This is a genomic window from Eubacterium aggregans (assembly GCF_900107815.1).
GTDB classification, from domain to species: Bacteria; Bacillota; Clostridia; order Eubacteriales; family Eubacteriaceae; genus Eubacterium_O; species Eubacterium_O aggregans.
The window spans coordinates 18,605-36,686 of record NZ_FNRK01000025.1 but is presented as its reverse complement, the minus strand read 5'-3'; the positions used below and the strand labels follow the sequence as shown (position 1 = coordinate 36,686).

The 18,082-nt window shown below is 43.1% G+C and carries 19 protein-coding genes; 14 read left to right on the top strand and 5 right to left on the bottom strand.

Annotated features, from left to right (window positions below; all coding sequences use genetic code 11):
• A partial coding sequence (locus tag BLW33_RS11650) for an integrase core domain-containing protein (protein WP_143032638.1) occupies nt 1–241 on the top strand: 241 nt, incomplete at its 5' end.
• Nucleotides 242–351: 110 nt separating this feature from the next.
• Here BLW33_RS11650 and BLW33_RS11645 read toward each other — a convergent pair.
• The 3 genes from BLW33_RS11645 to BLW33_RS11635 form a co-directional block, all read right to left on the bottom strand.
• Nucleotides 352–876, bottom strand: a complete 525-nt coding sequence (locus tag BLW33_RS11645) for a hypothetical protein (protein ID WP_090309088.1) — start codon at nt 874–876, stop codon at nt 352–354.
• A gap of 44 nt (nt 877–920) precedes the next feature.
• On the bottom strand, nt 921–2,777 hold the full coding sequence (locus tag BLW33_RS11640) for a glycoside hydrolase domain-containing protein (RefSeq protein WP_090309085.1): 1,857 nt from the start codon (nt 2,775–2,777) through the stop codon (nt 921–923).
• 268 nt (nt 2,778–3,045) lie between these two features.
• On the bottom strand, nt 3,046–3,561 hold the full coding sequence (locus BLW33_RS11635; RefSeq protein WP_090309082.1) for a hypothetical protein: 516 nt from the start codon (nt 3,559–3,561) through the stop codon (nt 3,046–3,048).
• Between the two features lie 318 nt (nt 3,562–3,879).
• Here BLW33_RS11635 and BLW33_RS11630 point away from each other — a divergent pair, with 318 nt between their 5' ends.
• The 8 genes from BLW33_RS11630 (at nt 3,880) to BLW33_RS14260 (ending at nt 10,230) form a co-directional block, all read left to right on the top strand.
• Nucleotides 3,880–4,272, top strand: coding sequence for a hypothetical protein (locus BLW33_RS11630; protein WP_090309079.1), 393 nt, complete (start codon nt 3,880–3,882; stop codon nt 4,270–4,272).
• A gap of 119 nt (nt 4,273–4,391) precedes the next feature.
• Nucleotides 4,392–4,640 (top strand): phage holin, encoded by a 249-nt coding sequence (locus BLW33_RS11625; protein WP_176966720.1) that lies wholly within the window; start codon nt 4,392–4,394, stop codon nt 4,638–4,640.
• Complete coding sequence (locus BLW33_RS11620; RefSeq protein WP_090309073.1) at nt 4,627–5,247, top strand: D-Ala-D-Ala carboxypeptidase family metallohydrolase; 621 nt, start codon at nt 4,627–4,629, stop codon at nt 5,245–5,247. The genes BLW33_RS11625 and BLW33_RS11620 overlap by 14 nt, the downstream gene beginning before the upstream one ends.
• A gap of 31 nt (nt 5,248–5,278) precedes the next feature.
• Complete coding sequence (locus BLW33_RS11615; protein ID WP_090309070.1) at nt 5,279–7,393, top strand: glycoside hydrolase domain-containing protein; 2,115 nt, start codon at nt 5,279–5,281, stop codon at nt 7,391–7,393.
• 173 nt (nt 7,394–7,566) lie between these two features.
• Nucleotides 7,567–8,103 (top strand): hypothetical protein, encoded by a 537-nt coding sequence (locus BLW33_RS11610; RefSeq protein ID WP_090309068.1) that lies wholly within the window; start codon nt 7,567–7,569, stop codon nt 8,101–8,103.
• A 142-nt stretch (nt 8,104–8,245) separates the two neighbouring features.
• Entirely contained in the window at nt 8,246–8,650 is a 405-nt protein-coding gene (locus tag BLW33_RS11605) for a helix-turn-helix domain-containing protein (RefSeq protein ID WP_090309065.1), read from the top strand.
• Between the two features lie 595 nt (nt 8,651–9,245).
• A complete protein-coding gene (locus BLW33_RS14025) occupies nt 9,246–9,587 on the top strand; it encodes a hypothetical protein (RefSeq protein ID WP_143032637.1) in 342 nt (113 codons plus the stop codon).
• 172 nt (nt 9,588–9,759) lie between these two features.
• Nucleotides 9,760–10,230, top strand: a complete 471-nt coding sequence (locus tag BLW33_RS14260; protein WP_207647837.1) for a hypothetical protein — start codon at nt 9,760–9,762, stop codon at nt 10,228–10,230.
• A gap of 571 nt (nt 10,231–10,801) precedes the next feature.
• Here BLW33_RS14260 and BLW33_RS11595 read toward each other — a convergent pair.
• Together BLW33_RS11595 and BLW33_RS11590 are read right to left on the bottom strand one after the other, a co-directional pair.
• Nucleotides 10,802–11,176, bottom strand: a complete 375-nt coding sequence (locus BLW33_RS11595) for a hypothetical protein (protein ID WP_090309059.1) — start codon at nt 11,174–11,176, stop codon at nt 10,802–10,804.
• 1 nt (nt 11,177) lies between these two features.
• A complete protein-coding gene (locus BLW33_RS11590) occupies nt 11,178–13,250 on the bottom strand; it encodes a penicillin-binding transpeptidase domain-containing protein (protein ID WP_090309056.1) in 2,073 nt (690 codons plus the stop codon).
• Between the two features lie 216 nt (nt 13,251–13,466).
• Between BLW33_RS11590 and BLW33_RS11585 the strand changes: the two genes are divergently transcribed.
• The 5 genes from BLW33_RS11585 to BLW33_RS11565 all read left to right on the top strand — a co-directional run bounded on the left by BLW33_RS11585 (nt 13,467) and on the right by BLW33_RS11565 (nt 18,071).
• Entirely contained in the window at nt 13,467–13,892 is a 426-nt protein-coding gene (locus tag BLW33_RS11585; protein WP_207647836.1) for a MarR family winged helix-turn-helix transcriptional regulator, read from the top strand.
• Between the two features lie 133 nt (nt 13,893–14,025).
• Nucleotides 14,026–14,622 carry a nitroreductase family protein gene (locus BLW33_RS11580; RefSeq protein WP_090309050.1) on the top strand — a complete coding sequence of 199 codons (597 nt, stop codon included), beginning with the start codon at nt 14,026–14,028 and terminating at the stop codon, nt 14,620–14,622.
• A 222-nt stretch (nt 14,623–14,844) separates the two neighbouring features.
• Nucleotides 14,845–15,747 carry an SPFH domain-containing protein gene (locus BLW33_RS11575; protein ID WP_410173279.1) on the top strand — a complete coding sequence of 301 codons (903 nt, stop codon included), beginning with the start codon at nt 14,845–14,847 and terminating at the stop codon, nt 15,745–15,747.
• Between the two features lie 2 nt (nt 15,748–15,749).
• Complete coding sequence (locus BLW33_RS11570) at nt 15,750–15,953, top strand: type II toxin-antitoxin system antitoxin (protein WP_090242319.1); 204 nt, start codon at nt 15,750–15,752, stop codon at nt 15,951–15,953.
• A gap of 129 nt (nt 15,954–16,082) precedes the next feature.
• Nucleotides 16,083–18,071, top strand: a complete 1,989-nt coding sequence (locus BLW33_RS11565) for a fructose-1,6-bisphosphatase (protein WP_090309048.1) — start codon at nt 16,083–16,085, stop codon at nt 18,069–18,071.
• Nucleotides 18,072–18,082: the final 11 nt, after the last annotated feature.

The window sequence follows — 18,082 nt, the reverse complement described above, 5'->3', positions numbered from 1 at the left end:
CATTTGCCAGAGCATGGACGGGAAAAGCCGCTGGGCGGATAATATCATGATTGAACGGTGGTTCCGCAGCTTTAAGTATGAGGAAGCCTACTTGACCCAATACAATAATATCAGAGAAGCGCGGGTCGCCATCGGACACTACATCCATACCTATAATTTTGAGCGGTGCCACTCCTCCTTGGATTATAAAAGACCTGCTGAATGTTACTACCCTGCCATGCTTCTGCCTTATGTTGTTTGATTTATTTAGCCGTATCAAGATCTCATTTGTTTGCCTTCCCACACCTTACTAACACACCTGCCTATTATTCATTATAAATCCTTCGGATTTTTGTCTTGACAAGCGCACCATTATAAAACGTTTGGATATATCGGAATTAGTAAAAATAAAAGAATATCATTAATTTCATCATCACTTAACAGAGCAATATCTTCTGGTGTTTGATAATTAGTGTCATAATCTTCAAGATCTACTGAAAAAGTGAGCGGATACTCTTCATTATAATACTTCCCATATGAATCAGCGTCATTGCTAAATTCTACTCTCCCCATCATTTTTCGACCATTGACTAAATGTGCGCTTTCATATAAATCGAGATAGCCCTTATTTTTATTATCCGAATCTTCATGAACAGGACCTGCAATATTATATCCGATAGAATCCATATAAAATGCGTTAACCGTTTCTGCATACTTGTCCGCATAATTCTTTTGGGGATAAATTGTCACTAAGGGCGTTGGTAAAGGATTTAATTCAGTTGTTTGCTTTTTTTCACTATATATTGAGTATATAAAAGCTACAACCATAAAGACCACAAAGATAAAAAACAAACTAATTGCAGAAATTCCAATGATTTTTAATACTTTTCGCTTCATTATAAACCCTTTCCTTATTTAATATCAATTTCCCCGAGATGTTTTTATACTAAAGCATCAGTTGTTACATATGTCACAAAATCTCCAGCTACAAGACCAGCCCCTTCTATAACCGATTCATAGGACAGAACAAACACATCCCCATAACTAATAGGAACACTAATCGTTACGTCCCCACCATTACTCACTCTAAATAGCCTAATGACGTCCTGACCATTGGTCAATTTTACTCGCCCTATTGCATCGCTTGTATTACTGTTATAATGAACTGTGATATTCATGGAGGTTGCTAACACACGAATTGCACGGCCATTAGAAGATGAAATTCCATTCATCTCCTCCCAAAACATATTATTTCTGCCATCACGAACGTTTTGGGTTTGTCCACCAAGATATCCAAAATCTTTTAAGCTATTTACAGCATTTCTATAACCACTATAGGCTACCTTATCAATATCCCAACTACCACTTGCGGTTTCAACTGTATCCTCATAAAATTGATCAAATACCCATTGTGACGGAATCTTGTATCCCATATTCCCACTGTACCCCGTGGACATGTCGCTTACAAAGGCTGCCTCCGCATAGTTCGCTGCAATAACTTTTGAACATACATTGCGCGTTCCATAAATCCCTACTGAATATTGGCTCATATTTGACGCCAGTGCGGCAAAATAAGGCATAACTGAAGTTTGAATAGCACTATCCTGGGCATCAAAATCAACTGCAAAATAGATAACGGAGTTTTCAGGAACCCCATAATTCATCGCCGCAGCGGTAGCAGACTCTGCATCATATATCCCATTTTGAGCATTGAAATACTCAGCATCTGCACCCGATTCCTGAAAAATCGGGAAAAACTGTTTTCCAGAACTAAGTATCCTCTGTGCTTCTCCCCGTCGCAATTCCTTAAAATCACCGCCGGAAAGATATCGACCAATAATAGTCATTCCAAGTGCATCAATATAAGCCAGCTTGTCATCGGTCATTTCAAAACGCGTATCGCAGGCTAAGCAGCTTCGATCCGGGTTGCCTTTACTCAACAGCAATGACATCCAGGTATTGACATCGACAATCCCCGTCTGAGGCAGCGCTAAATCAGCTTGGAAAGTCAGGATTGCCTGGGCTAACGCCGAATCCCAAGTCGATGAAAGAATATTCACATCAGTATAACCATTGCAGACCAAACCATAGCGAACCAACAGAACCGCTTCACTATTGGTGATCTCTGGCAAAATCAAATTCTGCAAATTTGCTTTGGTTCCATCTCCAAAATTACCACTGGCATCTTCAACACTATAGCCTTCGATAGCCTGTAAAACCTTGATCATTGATTCGTTTATGCGCCGTCCATACAAACCATCACAAGGTGATAATCCAATATAAGCTTCATATTTGGAGTTTAACGTCCGCTGAATTGCAGAAATCTGCACGGTTCCACCGTAGTCAGATAATGTCACAAATTGATCCATTGATAACAGTGCCTTCATCAGGTTCAATGTCACCGTCGCAGTATTATAGCTAATACCCGCATTTTGTTTCAGCTGTTTGACTGCACTGCCAGTCCCATCATAAAAATGTAGTGTGATATCACTGGCACCAGTGCTATATCCTTTGCACCATAATGCTCCTTGAATGATACCATAAAACTCACTGGTACTGCTATCATTATCCTTCTGTTGAGGAATACCATTTGGAAAGCGCTGATTAAAAAGCCGCTCAGTCGTCGGGCCAAAATTATCCGCCGTGTCGGTAATCCCCAGACAAATTTGAAAGGCCCGCGTCAATCCATAAATTGTACCCCAACCCGTCTCGCCATCCTCTACAACAGTTCCAAAGCTAATGTTACTTCCAAATTTGTTATTTAACCACTTTTGTGTTTTTAATACCATTTGATCCATTATGTTAATCTCCTAATACTTAAATTGTAAACTACTACTACCGTCGCGACTGAATTAGCAATAAGTGATTTACACTATTAGTATAAAGAAAAATGAATAAGTTATCTGTGTTTCAATTGTGCTTTTTAACGCATTTTACTATTATTTTTAACCCAAAGTCCTGACTTTTAATTTTATTTCAATCACAAAAAAATGTATGCTAAGTATAAGAAAAGCTCAACACTCAGCATACACTCTACCTTTTAATGCTTAGACACTTGTAAAATTACTATGCCCACCAACTATACGATCTAATAGTAATATCTATAGCTTGGTTGGTATCATTATGGTATTGAAAATAGTACCATCGGCTTTGATTGATCGAAATATGATCTCCAACTTTTCTATTGATGTTATCTACGTAATACGTTCCAGAATGTCTTATAATTCCACTGCCGTAGCTATATTCTAAAAATTCGATAGCTTGTCCACTTCCATCAGTAGATTCATCAGAAAATCGTGCTTGTACTTCATACCCCATCTGATTTCCATCATAATCATGACGTCCTCCAACAGAAACACCTGATCCAATTGTAACATATTCTGGGCCGATATATATTCTTCCTTGCACAGGTATTGTAGCGGTCTCCCCTGGATTCACTCTAATTTCTTGTACGAAGTTATCCAATGAATCGTTATTTTCCCTATCAATATTATCAGCCTCTTGTGCGAAAACAAAGCCAGAAGCCATAAATATACTCGTTACCAAAACGAGTGTCATAATTTTTTGATAAACCTTTTTCATTATTACTACCCCTTTCTATTTAATGCCCCGCAAAGCATTATTTCATAAATATGAACAATAGTTAATTAATCACAATTCTCCATTGGATTCACCCCTTTCTAAACTTAAAATATCACGTTTACAAAAAAAATCAATACTTGATGCATCAACGCAAAATATGTCTGACTCAATGCAAATATTGAAGTCTAATTCAGATAGTCCATAATTATAAGGATTAACTCCATAATTATAAAGCTTTTTAAGTACTTTTCTGTCATTATTTCTTATAATATCCTTGTATTTATGGAATTCCAAAAACTAAAATACAGCGAGGACTAAATGAATTATCTTAATGATGATCACTCTGTTATCAATATGCGCCTAGAATTAGAAATTACTGAAATAGAAATTCAGCGCTTGAAGGATTTAAAAGTTCAACTGGAAATAGAATCGGCCTCTATTCCCTACACTGATCTTTTGGAGAAAAAATCTGTTCTGAAGCAAATTCAATCCGTTCAAGACGCACTCCAAGAACAAACTCGAATCGAACGCTTATTAAAAAAGAATATTGCACATATTGAATCCATTATCCCAAGACTAAAAGGCACCCAACGAAAAGTATTCTATCTGCAGCAGTATTTAGGCTTATCCCTAATTGAAATTGCAGAAATGCTTGATTATGACTACGACTATATCCGCCATGTTGCCGCAAAGACACGCAAAATAAATTAGTCACAATGAGAGCACAGTATTGACGTAAAAAACACGCTATACTTTATGCATGGACCAAAGCTATTTTATTGAGTCGCGACAATGGTTTTTGGTCCAACCATAAAAGGAGGTGGTATTTATTGAATTTCAAAGTCCGCTTAAAAAACAAAGCCTTTTGGGTTGCTTGTGCTGGTTTAATCATCCTCATCCTGCAATATCTTCAAAGCTTTATGGGCGATATCAATTTGAATTTGGAACTGCTCAAGCAAATTATGGATGCCATTGTTATTTGTGCTGTTGCCCTTGGAATCCTTGTTGATCCCACAACACCCACAATTAGTGACGCACCCCCAAGTACCACAAAGGTGAAGCAAAATGGCAAATCTTGATTTATGGTCAAACCATAGTATCCAACAATTTTTAGCCTGGATTTATGGTGAAACAGCCCTTGGTGATGCAGGGTATGACGGTATCTTAGGTGTACCTGGTGATAACAGCTGCTGCCGGACCTTGATTCGGAAGTTTGAAGAGGAAAATGCACTTACTGTTGATGGTGGTCTCTGGGGGTGGGAATGCCAACAAAGGGCCTGTTTACTCCTGACACAAGGGATTTCATTAACAGATCACTTTAGCAGTGCTGAGTTTGGCTGTGGTATCGCAATATCTGAAGATGACACCCCATCCCTACATTCCATTAATTGTATGCATTATCCGGAAGTGCTCAACCACACGGCACTGCGCTGCTTGGAACGAACACGACAAGCGATTGGCTCAGCCATCCAAATCACCAGTGGTGTCCGATGCCCCGATTATAATGCAAGCCTGTCAGGAAGCTCTTCTACCTCCAGACATCTGCTCGGTCGCGCTTTTGATTGCAATACTTTAGGGGCTTGCAGTTATGAGGATCTACTGGAAATTGGTTTGCAAAATGGCTTTACCTATGGCTATGTCGGAGACGGATTCACCCATCTTCAATATGACGGTTCTGGTTACTAAACGAATTTAAAAAATAATTAGGAGATTACAAATGGATCAAAAAGTATTAATGACACAGGTATGGTTAAATAATACCTATTCAAGACGATCGGGTTATATTCACTGCGACGAGGATGGTGCCACCGGAAATGGCACTGTGGCTTCCTTAATTTCAGCCCTCCAGCTTGAAATCGGCATTTCTTCCCCCACCGGAGAATTCGGCCCGGCAACAGCAGCAGCCTGTCCAACCCTTAATTCATCCAGCACGGGCAACATTGTAAAAATCCTTCAGGGTGCACTGTGGTGCAAGGGATTCTCATCTGCAGATTTAACCGGGAAATTTGATATCGATACGATTTCCGGTGTTAATATGTTTGAAATGGCTGCCGGCTTCTCAGGAAATAGCACCGTCACGCCCAAAATTTTCAAAGGGCTTCTTAGCACCGATGCCGTTGTGCTTATTTCGGGCGGCGACAGCCGTATCCGACAGATTCAGCAAGCATTAAACCGCTCGTATAGCGACTATTTCTGGAAAGACTTAAACATTTGCCCCTGTGATGGCGTTTATGGACGAAACACTTGTAATGCGCTGTTATATGCATTTCAGGCTGCCGTTGGAATCGATGAACCAAATGGCGTGTTTGGACCCGGCACCGCAGCACAGGCGGGTGAACACAATGTAGCCTTGGGGAGTGGTCAAACCGAGCTTGTGTATTTGCTCCAATATTTACTTTATGTCAATGGGTATAATCCGGGATCTTTTGATGGCGGGTTCGGCTCAGGTGTTGAGTCTGCGGTCATGCAGTTTCAAAATGCGTATGCCCTGGATGCAGATGGCTATGTTGGATTATCCACTTGGGCAGCGCTTCTTGTCAGCAAGGGCAATGTCAACCGATCACCAAATGCGATTGATTGCACAGACACGATTACGCAAACTTGGGCAACAAAATTAAAAAGTATGGGTATTAATTATGTCGGTAGATATTTAACAGGCTATTGGCCCATCTCCTTTAGCGAATTAAAAGCTATTCTGGATGCTGGTTTAAATTATATCCCGATTTTTGAGCGTTCTGGCAATGACTTAAGCCCAGGGATGGATGTAACTGACGCTTCATACTTTAATTATTACCAAGGGAAGCAGGACGGTGAGTATGCCGTGAGTACTGCAGACCGTTTTGGCCTGCCCCGAGGAACAGTTATTTATTTTGCTGTTGATTTCGACGCTTATGATTCTGAAGTATCGGATAATATTCTACCTTATTTCAATGGTGTTAAGAATGCCGTTAATGCAAGCTCTGACTATCGTGTCGGCATTTATGGTCCACGCAATGTCTGTACCCGGGTTGCCAATGCCGGATACAGTGAAAAAAGCTATGTTGCCGATATGTCTACTGGATTTTCTGGCAATATTGGACAGCGCATTCCTTCTAATTGGGCATTTGATCAATATTATGAAACAACCTTCACCAATGGTAGTGAGCGGCTAGGTGTCGATAAGGTTATGGCTTCCGGTCGGGATGGTGGTGTGTCTTCCATTAGTACCATTGATACGGCCCGCAATCTCAGTAATCGAATCCTCATGCAATATGGTGTTTCGTTAAATGCAAATTTCGAGTTCAATCAAACCTATACGATCGATACTAGCGCTTATAAAATCGACTATAAGGTCGCCCTTTCTAGTGAGTTTTCTCCCATTGCTAATCCAGCACAAACCGTTACCATGAATGTGAACAATGGGCATTATGAGGAAACTTCCCTTTCATCTGCCAGCCTGATTTATGATTCATTATCATCCGAAGTACAAACCACATTTGGTAAGGCAGATCTCTTTAATGCTTCATACAGCCTTGCGAGTACGATTAATAATGGAACTGTAACAACTGGCATCGCTATTTCTAACGAAGGAATGCAGTTTGATGCTAAAGTTGAGCAAGCATTTTATAACGCAAATGGCATTTCTCAGACATTGATCACTGAAATGGTATTTACGATTAAACGGAATAGCAATACGCAGGAATCGATAGAAGCGATTAGAGTTCAAATTCCGAATTTTGCCTCTCAGGCAAAGGGGATTTTAGGTGCATCTGCATTTGAATCTATTTCTTCTGTTACAGTTACTGCTATAGGAATTCTTGCACTGGTTTGGGGTATAGTTTCATACATATAGATTCCTTAATTTAAAAAAGATAAGGTACAGTGAGCAAATCTAACTGTACCTTATCTTTTTTCTTGAATTTACCAATATGGCTGCTTTTAAGCCCATTTTCTTTGCGTATACGCCTATGTCTTGACTTTTTGATTGATATTCAATACCCTTATTATAAATACTGAGGAGGTAACATGGAATCACTTTATGAATTTAAACGAACATCATCTTTTCAAGATTACTTGCTTTCTGTCAAATATCTAAATAAAGTCCTCAAACTTAAAAAAATATTTATTTTCGGTGGAGTTTTACTTTGCTTTTTAAATCTCCTCCTTAGTTCATTGCTCGATAAAGTTATGCTATCAGAATTTTTGTTTAGATTCTTTATCGATACTATTATTATAATCTTAATAGGACTACTATTTTTCATCCCAATTGAAGCTTGCCTTCTATTTATAATCACTCGTATATTTTCATTCCTTCGGCACTGTTCGACTAAGTACTACACTGACTATATTATAGGTGCGAGGGGGAAAAAATTAGAATATCAAAACATTACAGGATATTTTGAAAATGACCAAATAATTTGTTTTCATTCTCAGCAATCATTCCTAAAATGCAAGCTTGGATTTGCCAGAAAAGAAAATATCGTAAAAGGTGACTATGAGGAATTCTTGCAGTTTATTAACAAAAAAATCGAAGAATCTGGTGCAAAACAAATCATCCTATGACTTTTTTGATTCGACCTGCGAATTTAAAGCCCAGATTCCCACTCAACGAGCAATGCTTCTATTATAACTATTTCTTCTTCTCCTATTGACGCTAAATTCAATTTTGTTATAAAATAAATTAAAACTGTCACTGGAGATCAAGATGTACGAAAGAATTATTGAATTACTTTCCAATAGTGGCCTTTCTGCCAGAAAGCTGGAGCTGGAGCTCGGCTTTACTAAAGACACCATTGGTCGGATTAGAAATCATATGCCTGCTGTCGACAAAATCGCTAAAATCGCTAAATTTTTTGATGTCACCATGGAGTATCTCTATTATGGTAAGCCGTGCCATACGCCTCAAGCCTCAACGATCACCAATCCTACTACCTTAAAAAACGAGGCGGATCTATTGCAAATGCTTTATGCCTTTCAGGATGTCCGCACCCAAACACTTTTTGTCGGCCGAGCAGGCCTCATCGCCAACCAAATGTTAGACGGGCAAGATAAATGGGAGCTAGGAGATGGGGCCGTCATTCAAAGTAGTACTTCCTATTCTGACAGATAAGGCCCGTTATATATACCATCCTTTACGAAGAAGAGTATCTGTATACTAATTTCATCAAAATCAGATATTTCTTCATCTGTGGAAGTGAATAGAATTCCTTCCAAGAATAATCAACGTGCATATTCGAATAAGGGCAGGGTTTAAGTCTGAATCTGCACTGTGGCACAAAAAAGCAAAGTACCTCCTGGGGTAAATACCTCAGATAACAAGTTTCTGTCCCTACCGGAGTATCTCGATAGAAGTAGGAGCCATCATTCCTCCAATATTTTCTTTATAGGGTTCAACCTCATCCACTTTTAAAAGTTTTACTCAAATTCCATCGATCATATTTGCTTTCCTAATAGTCTAAAGTACCCTCCATGATAACTGGGTAATTGGACTCCTTATATTATAAAACTCCAATAAGCCACAACTCACTTGAAGTACCGCCCCCGTACTATTACGTATATTTTTTGATGTTCTCTTCCTTTCAGTTTGCGTTTATCACTCTATTTCTTGCGATAGTACCTATCCCATGGTGAGCATACTATCATTTACGTTATACTTAAAGAAATTTTAATTGTACCATTCAAACAAATTGAAAGGTTAAATAGTAATGAAAAAATCAAAAAAACACTTGTCCGCAATATCACTAATTCTAATCATCTGTCTCCTAACCGCGTTGTTTCCAATTAATGCATTAGCAGCAGTAGACGAACAAAGTGAATCGTCAACTATACTGTCAGATACAGATGATTATTCCGAAATTTATGAAGAATCTATCGCAATCGCGCAGTCGTTCCAATCTATAGGGATAACACCAAATGATTTAGTAACAATATTGAATTTACCCAATAGTGTAATTAATACATCCTCACTTGGTGGTTTATACTACTCTGATAACACCCGTAAACAGCTTCGGTTAGCAATTTATTATGGAATTTCTCAACGCCCCTAATCCCTGCACTGACACATATTTGAGGTCTTTTATCACGTATATATCCTATTTAAGAAGGTTAAAAAATGCAACATTACTCTAAAGAAAAGAACATCATTTTTTTATCATAACATTCCTTTGTTTTTGTGGGATGGTTTTTTTCTCCATCCGGGAAGGATTTCTAGACACACTGGTGCCATACTCTCTTCTTGTTGTCCTTTTCTTCTCGGGGGAGGTTTTTGTTGTTGAATCCAAACGCTGGATTTCCCGGGTAGTGTTCGGTGTTTTATTCGTTTTGTGGCTTTTGTCCTTTGCGGTTTCCCAATATTTTTTCAGCAATCTGGAGTTCTTCTCTTCCATCATTGGCTATACTCAGATTATGACAGACACCCAGGACAGTGCCTTCATTGGGATCGAGGGCAATAAAGGAAAACGATGGTGGCGCAATTTTCGAGTGTATACTTATATCATCGACAAGGATAAAATCGATGTGGAAATCCCTAAAATTCTGCATCCCTATTTTGGGGATGACTATACCTTGAAAGTAAGATTCGAGACGCAGGACCCCTTCTCCCAAAAGTGCGATGTTATTCAGGGGGATCGCATACCTGGGAGTATTTTTATTTATGATAAAGGGGGGTATTATATTTTAAGGCTGTATTGATTAAGCTGGACGGCATCTATTCCGACGGTTGAAATAACGAAAAGAATAAGAAAAATCCCGAAATGATTCCCAATATCGTTGAATTAAGATAGCCATTAGCGGTCAGATACATTAGCCCACTGTAGAACGCAGCGGGTAGCAAGTATAATCCTGGTAAAAACATCCAAAAAGCTAAGATGAATAAGACGACCTGATTTCAAGTGCGACACGTACGATTGGATAATAGAGATAATCAGCCGTTATTTTAACAATAAGTAATGCGAGTACCCAGAAAACTGTAATGATAATGAGTGTGGTTTTTTTCAATTGTTTCCTTCCCTTTCCATTCATTCGATGTTATACAAAAATATTTTGCATCAAGACACCATCGTTTTATCATAAATGAATTCCAAAAAATCTGCCTTTGTTCCTACTTTAAAATCAGAATAAGGAATAATTAAATGCGTTATTTTCTTTTTAATAATTCCCTGAATCGGAATGGGCTTTTTCAACTTGAAACAGATTATTTCATTGCCACGCTCCACATCTATTATTTCCGAGTAGCTTATAACCGTTTTATTAAATCGATCTTCTATATCGTCATCAAAAAAAGATAGTCGTATCTTTCCTTTTTCCCAAGCTTTTCAAGTTTTGAATTTCTTGCCTTTATTATTTTAATACTTGATGTATATACAATGAATCGGTAGAAAATAATAAAAATAGAAGAAACGAGAAACAGAGAATCAAATATGATCAAGACGGGAATTGGAATAAAACCAGAAGGAATGTTGATAATCAGAGCACAAAGAATACCAATGATCATGTCCTTCTGTACATTTTTTCTTTGCAATTGTTCTGGTTCTGGCGGAAACTCTCCTGCTTGATACGCCCTTTGGATTACATCCAAATATGAGTTAATTTCCACAACAAACTTCGGTTCCATGAAATCTTTATCTTTTCCCACCATGCTACCGATACCCCTCCATCACAGCCTTAACCTTTGGCACCACATAATGGCTGCCGCCCCGGTCCTTTACATCCTCCACAATGCTCACCACCATCAAGGGCTTGGCGGTGGCGGGGTCCGCCGTAAAGGCGGCAAACCACCCCAGCTCGGTGCCGGTGGCATCGGTCTGGGTGGCCTTGATTTCGGCCGTTCCGGTTTTCCCAGCGATGCTGAGTCCCTCGATCTGGGCGTCGTGCCCTGTCCCTTCGGGGTTTTCCACCACCTGGATGAGATCATTTCGGATGGTCTCACTGACGGCAGAATCCAGAACCTGGGGCTTCCAGTATTCAGCCTGAGCATCATCGGTGTATTCCAGCACTGGCTTCACCATACTGCCATCACCAGTGAAGGCGGTATAAATGGTGGCCAGATGCAAGGGATTTACCAGAACCTCACCTTGCCCGAAGCCGCTGGCGGCCAGCTGGCCCTCGCTTTCAAAGGTGCCGCTTTGTGAGATCTTGGAGGGCGTCAGATCCAAGTCAAAGGGCAGGCGCTCGCCAAAGCCAAGGGCCGTAAGCTCCTTGGCGAAGGGCTCTCCACCAATCTTGAGGGCTGCCTTGGCGAAGTAGATATTATCCGAATACACCAGGGCATTTTCCAGATTGGCGGAACCCGGATATTCCTGGAGGGTGGTGATATTGAAATCCCCCCATCCGGCATCCTTCTGCCAGATCAGACCGCTGGGCCCAAAATCGTCATCCGCCTTAAAGGCCCCGGTCTTTAATCCGATGGCACCCGTAATGGGTTTAAAAGTGGAGCCCGGTGTGTAGGTGGCTTCAAAGCGATTTTGCAAGGGGGTAGCGGGATCGGTACTGATGGCCTGCCAGGCCTCCTCACTCATCCCCTGGACAAAGGCACTGGGGTCGTAGGAGGGGGTGCTGACCAGGGCCAGCACTTCTCCGGTTTTAGGGTTCATGGCCACAGAAGCCCCCTTATCCCCGGCGAGTTGATCGTAAAGAGCGGTTTGAAGGCCGGCATCAATGGTGGTTTTGACATCCTCTCCCCGTACGGGGGATTTGCTCCCGACGACCTGAGTGCTAATATTGCCATTACTCAGGGTGACACCGATGGTGATGGTGGCGCCGACCTCGCCCTTCAGACGCCCTTCGTACAAGCGTTCCAGACCGGTTTTCCCAATCTGGCTGGACTCACTGTAGCCCTCGCCCTTCTTTTCCGCCAGCTCCTCGGCACTGATACCTTGAACATACCCCACGAGATGTGCCGCCTTTTCCCCATAGGGGTAGGTCCGGGCGCTGTCATCCTCAATGAGAACCCCGGGAATGGCAAAGAGGTCGTGGGTCAGCTCGGCATCCACTGATGCCAAGGTCTTAATGGGTACAAAGGTATCATCAGTGACCCACCCTGCCGAAAGGGCTCCCTGGATCTCCTCAGGGGTGATGGCCAACAGGCTTGCCAACGCAGCAATATCCGCATCCTTGGTTTCGGCGTTCATCTTCCCCGGGACCAGAGCGATAATTTTGACTGGCCCTTTGGCGGCCAGTGGATTGCCGTTGCGATCCAGGATGCTTCCCCGTTCCCCTTCCTTGCTGACGACGCTAACCTTATCCCCGTCCTTCAGCATACTAAAAATCATGGAGGAATCCCAGATGATGCGATTGGGGCTCAGGAAATTCTCCTTGGTGAATAGAATAAAGTGGCCATTCTTAATGGGTCCCGCCAGAGTATCCATGGTCCAGTCGCAGGACAGTACCGTAATCCCAGAAGGGTCTTTTTCACGAAAGTACACCTCGTTCAGGGTGAGGTTCTTGGCCTCCACCCCCTCATAGATGTTTTTATTGCGTTCGATAAAGGCATCCTTGGTGTATGTTTCCTGGCTTTCTGGACTGATGAGAGCGTACATTCTCTCATAATCCCTTTGATTGACCGCCTCCAGATAACGGGTAATTACCCGCTCCGGGGCCTGATAACGCTGATAGGCATAGAAAGCCAGACACAAAACCAAAAGTACCGCAGCCGCAATGGCAAGGACCATCATTTTTTTAGATTTTAAAAATTCCTTTTCCAATCCCTTCATTTGAAAACCTCAATCATTTGTATTTTTCTTCATTCTATAACGAACACGATATCATTGTCAAATTTTTTAACACAACGCAGGGTTTAGTTGACGAATTGCAAATAGCAAAGGGTAAAGGCCTTAACTTAACCCTCCTTTAAAACAATTCTAATCAACTTGACAATCAATCTCCTTCCCCCTATAATTATCTTAAATTCAAGATAAATGGAGGGAGCTGTGAATACAAAGAATGCCCTCAAGCTATTCGTAGCTCTGAACCGCACCTGTTCGACCCTTGCAAATGCTGACCAGGAAAATATTCGCCATTATGGCTTAAGCCGCAGTGCCTTCAGCGTATTGGAGCTTCTGTATCACAAAGGTCCTCAGACTGTACAGGATATTGGGAAAAAGGTGTTATTAACCAGTGGCAGCATGACTTATGTGGTTAATAAGCTGGTGGAAAAGGGCTTTGTCCATCGGAATATCTGTGAGTCGGACCGGCGGGTAACCTATGTCGGACTGACGTCTTCAGGAACGGATTTTATGAAGGGGATATTCCCTGAGCATGAACAACATATTGCCAAAATGTTCTCCGCCCTTTCAGATGAACAGATGGTCATGCTGACGGAAACCCTTCAACAGATTTCAACTTCAATAAAATAACTTTCGTTGAGCCCTATCCTGGCTTTGATATTCACCTTTCCACACGGGATGCCCTGGAAATCACGGAAGAAGAGATTACGGTCACGGCCGCGCAGGATGCGCACATTCTAATCATTGAAATGAGGAGATCCCAATGAACACATTTTTAACAGACATTCAAAAAAGACGCTCGATTTATGGCCTTTCTGCAGAATCCACCCTTTCTGACCAGGAGCTTCAGTCCCTGGTGGAAACGGCCGTACGCCACGCCCCCTCGGCCTTTAATTCCCAAAGCAGCCGGGTCGTCCTGCTGACGGGAGAAAGCCATCAGAAACTCTGGAACATCGTGCTGGAACAGCTCCGGGCCCGGGTGCCGGCCGATAAATTTGGACCCACCGAAGAAAAAATTGCCAGCTTTGCGGCAGGCTATGGCTCGATCCTTTACTTTGAGGATCAGGATATCGTCCAAGGCTTGCAAGAGCAGTTTCCAACCTACGCGGATAACTTTCCCCTTTGGTCCCAGCAAGCCTCGGGTATTCTCCAATTCATTATCTGGACGGCCTTAGCCCAGGAGGGAATGGGTGCTTCCCTGCAGCATTATAGCCCCCTCATCGATGCCGATGTGGCCGAAGCATTTTCCATTCCTAAAAATTGGAAGCTCATCGCCCAAATGCCCTTCGGTGTCCCCACAGCTCCTGCAGGTGAACGGCAATACGCCCCTACCTCGGAACGGGTGCTCTTTCACCATTAAAAGTATTGTATAAAATGAACCGACCGTTCCCAGAAATGGAACGGTCGGTTTTTCTATTTTCTCATTGACTTTTGATATTAAAATGATATCATATAAATATCAAATTAGGAGGTAGTCCTTGTGCAAGAATTTATTAAGAATCGTAAAGAAAACGGAATGGCCATGCTGCTGCTTTTTTCAGCCCTTTATATTATCGCTATTTTAGGGTGTATCTTAGGGGCCATGACCAGCCCTGTACTGATGGTTATTTCCATCATCTGGCTGGCCATTGGGTGGTTTCCTTTCTTTGGTCTCAAAGTCATCAAGCCCCAGGAAGCCTTAGTCCTTACCCTTTTCGGAAAGTATGCCGGAACCCTGAAGGAAAGCGGCTTTTATTTTGTGAATCCCTTTTGTGTTGGGTTCAACCCCGCCGCACGGACAAAGCTGAATCAAAGCGGGGATGTCTCTGATGGGTCGAAAAAAGCCCTCACCTTTACCACCGGAAGTGGCGAGGAAAAGGCAGAATTCTCCAACAAAAAGATTTCACTGAAAATCATGACCCTCAATAACAACCGCCAGAAAATCAACGATTGTTTGGGGAACCCCATCGATATTGGTATTGCAGTGACCTGGCGAGTGGTGGATACGGCCATGGCCGTCTTTAATGTGGATAACTACAAAGAATTTCTTTCCCTCCAATGCGACAGTGCCCTGCGGAGCATCGTCCGTCTTTACCCCTACGATATTGCCCCTAACGTGGATACCACGGGAGACGGTATTGCGGATGAAGGCAGCCTCCGGGGCTCCAGCGATACGGTAGCCCTGCGCATCAAGGAAGCCATCCAGGAAAAAGTGGCAGAGGCTGGTCTGGAGATTGTGGAGGCCCGCATTACCTACTTGGCCTATGCCCAGGAAATTGCCGCTGTCATGCTCCAGCGCCAACAGGCTTCCGCCATCATTGATGCGCGTAAGATGATTGTCGACGGTGCGGTAGGCATGGTGGAAATGGCTCTGGATCGTCTGAGCGAACGCCAAATTTTAGAATTGGATGAGGAACGGAAAGCCGCCATGATTTCCAACCTGCTCGTCGTCCTCTGTGGCAGTCACGATGCCCAGCCTATCGTGAATTCCGGCAGCCTGTACTAATCATGGCCGGGGATAAGAAAAAGCAGATACCCCTGCGATTATCACCCAAGCTTTATGCGGATATCGCCTCCTGGGCAGAGGATGATTTTCGTTCCATCAATGGACAAATTGAGTATCTGCTCTCGGAATGTGTCCGACAACACCGAAAAACCGGAAAGTATGTCTCTGAAGAAATCGATAAGCCTCTAAAGGTGACTCTGGATTAAAGGCCGATGTTCTTTGAAGCCGTATTCTTAAAACTTTATTGGAATTCTAAGACAAGTGGAGTATAATAATAGTGTTCAGAATGCAAAGGTTTTCTAACCCAAAAGATTGATCGCAAAAAGGAGAGTGCAATGAATACATTTTCTAAATCTGATTTAGAGAAGAACCGCAAATACTTAGAATTACTTTCAAACAAATTCCCAAATATTACAACCGCTGTGGGCGAGGTGGTGAACCTCCGAGCCATCCTCAACCTTCCCAAAAGCACCGAGCATTTCCTGACGGATATCCACGGTGAGCACGAGGCCTTCAACCATGTGATGCAAAACGCTTCTGGGGCCATCCGACGAAAGGTGATGGATGAACTGGGCAGCACCGTCGCCCTGGAGGATTTGGAGGATTTGGTCACCTTGATTTATTACCCCGAGGAGAAACTGGACCTGGTAAAGAAGTGCAAGAAGGATCGATACCTGGATAATTGGTATGAGCTGACCATCTACCGCCTGGTTAAGGTTTGCCGGGCAGCCGCGTCTAAATACACCCGTTCTAAAGTGCGTAAGGCTCTTCCTTCGGATTTTGCCTATGTCATGGAGGAGCTTCTCCAGGAGGACGAGCACCGTTTTAATAAAAAGGAATATTATAACCAGATTATCCAAAGTCTGGTAATGTACGGGCGGGCCGACCATTTCATCATTGAGTTATCCAGTGTCATTAAACGCCTGACCATCGACCATCTCCACATCATTGGGGATGTCTTTGACCGGGGACCTGGGCCAGAGGTGGTGATGGAAACACTGATGAAGCACCATTCCCTGGATATGCAATGGGGCAACCATGACATCCTCTGGATGGGTGCCGCCGCCGGCAATCCCGCCTCCATTGCCAATGTGGTTCGTATCGCTCTGCGCTACGCCAATATGGATGTGCTTGAAAATGGCTACGGCATTAATCTGCTGCCCCTGGCGACCTTCGCCAACCGGGTGTACCGACAGGACCCCTGTCTGGATTTCATCCCCCGAATCAATGAAGAAAAGAAGGAAACCGAGGCAGAGCTGGATCTCATGACCCGGATGCACAAGGCTATCGCCGTCATCCAATTTAAAATTGAGGATGCCCTCATCGCAAGGCACCCGGAATACGCCATGGCAGACCGCCAGCTGCTGCGTCATTTGGATTTAGAAAAGGGAATTGTCACGGTGGAAGGGGTGGATTACGCCCTGAACGATACCAATTTCCCCACCATTGATCCCGCAGACCCCGCTGCCCTCACTGAGGACGAAGCCCTTGTCATCGATCGGCTCGTGCATTCCTTCCTCCATAGCGAGAAGCTCCAGCGCCATATCCGTTTTATGTATGCCAAGGGAAGTATGTACCTGGTGTACAATGACAATGTCCTCTTCCACGCCTCCATCCCCCTTAATGAGGATGGTACCTTTAAATCCTGGCGATATAAGGGCCGGGACTACTCGGGCAAAGCGCTCATGGATAAGTTTGACCAACTGGCCCGGGAGGCCTATTTCACCGATTTTATTGAGGATCCGCCGCGTTCAGACTTCCTGTGGTTCCTGTGGTGCCATCGGGATTCTCCCCTTTTTGGCAAGGATAAGATGGCAACCTTTGAGCGCTATTTCATCGACGATAAAACGCCCCACAAGGAGCATTATACACCCTTTTACACCATGATTGATGAAAATGAAACCCTGGTGGATAATATCCTCAAAGAATTTGGAGTGGACCCCTGCCAGGGGCATCTCATTAATGGCCATGTCCCGGTGAAGGCCAAGTCTGGCGAAAGCCCCATTCGCGCCGGCGGCAAGCAGTTAGTCATTGATGGGGGCTTTGCCAAAGCCTACCAAAACACCACCGGTATTGCCGGGTATACCCTGACCTTTAACTCTTACGGCTTGACCCTCATCAGCCATCGCCCCTTTGAATCCGTGGAAATGGCCATTAAAGAGGGGGTTGATATCAAATCCACCAAACAGGTCATCGAATCCACCATCGACCGCAAACGGGTAAAGGATACGGATATCGGCAAAGCAATTCTCTGCCAGGTGTACGATCTGGAAATGCTGATTACAGCCTACCGCAAGGGCTTTATCAAAGAAAAATTATACTGAAACCATTAAAG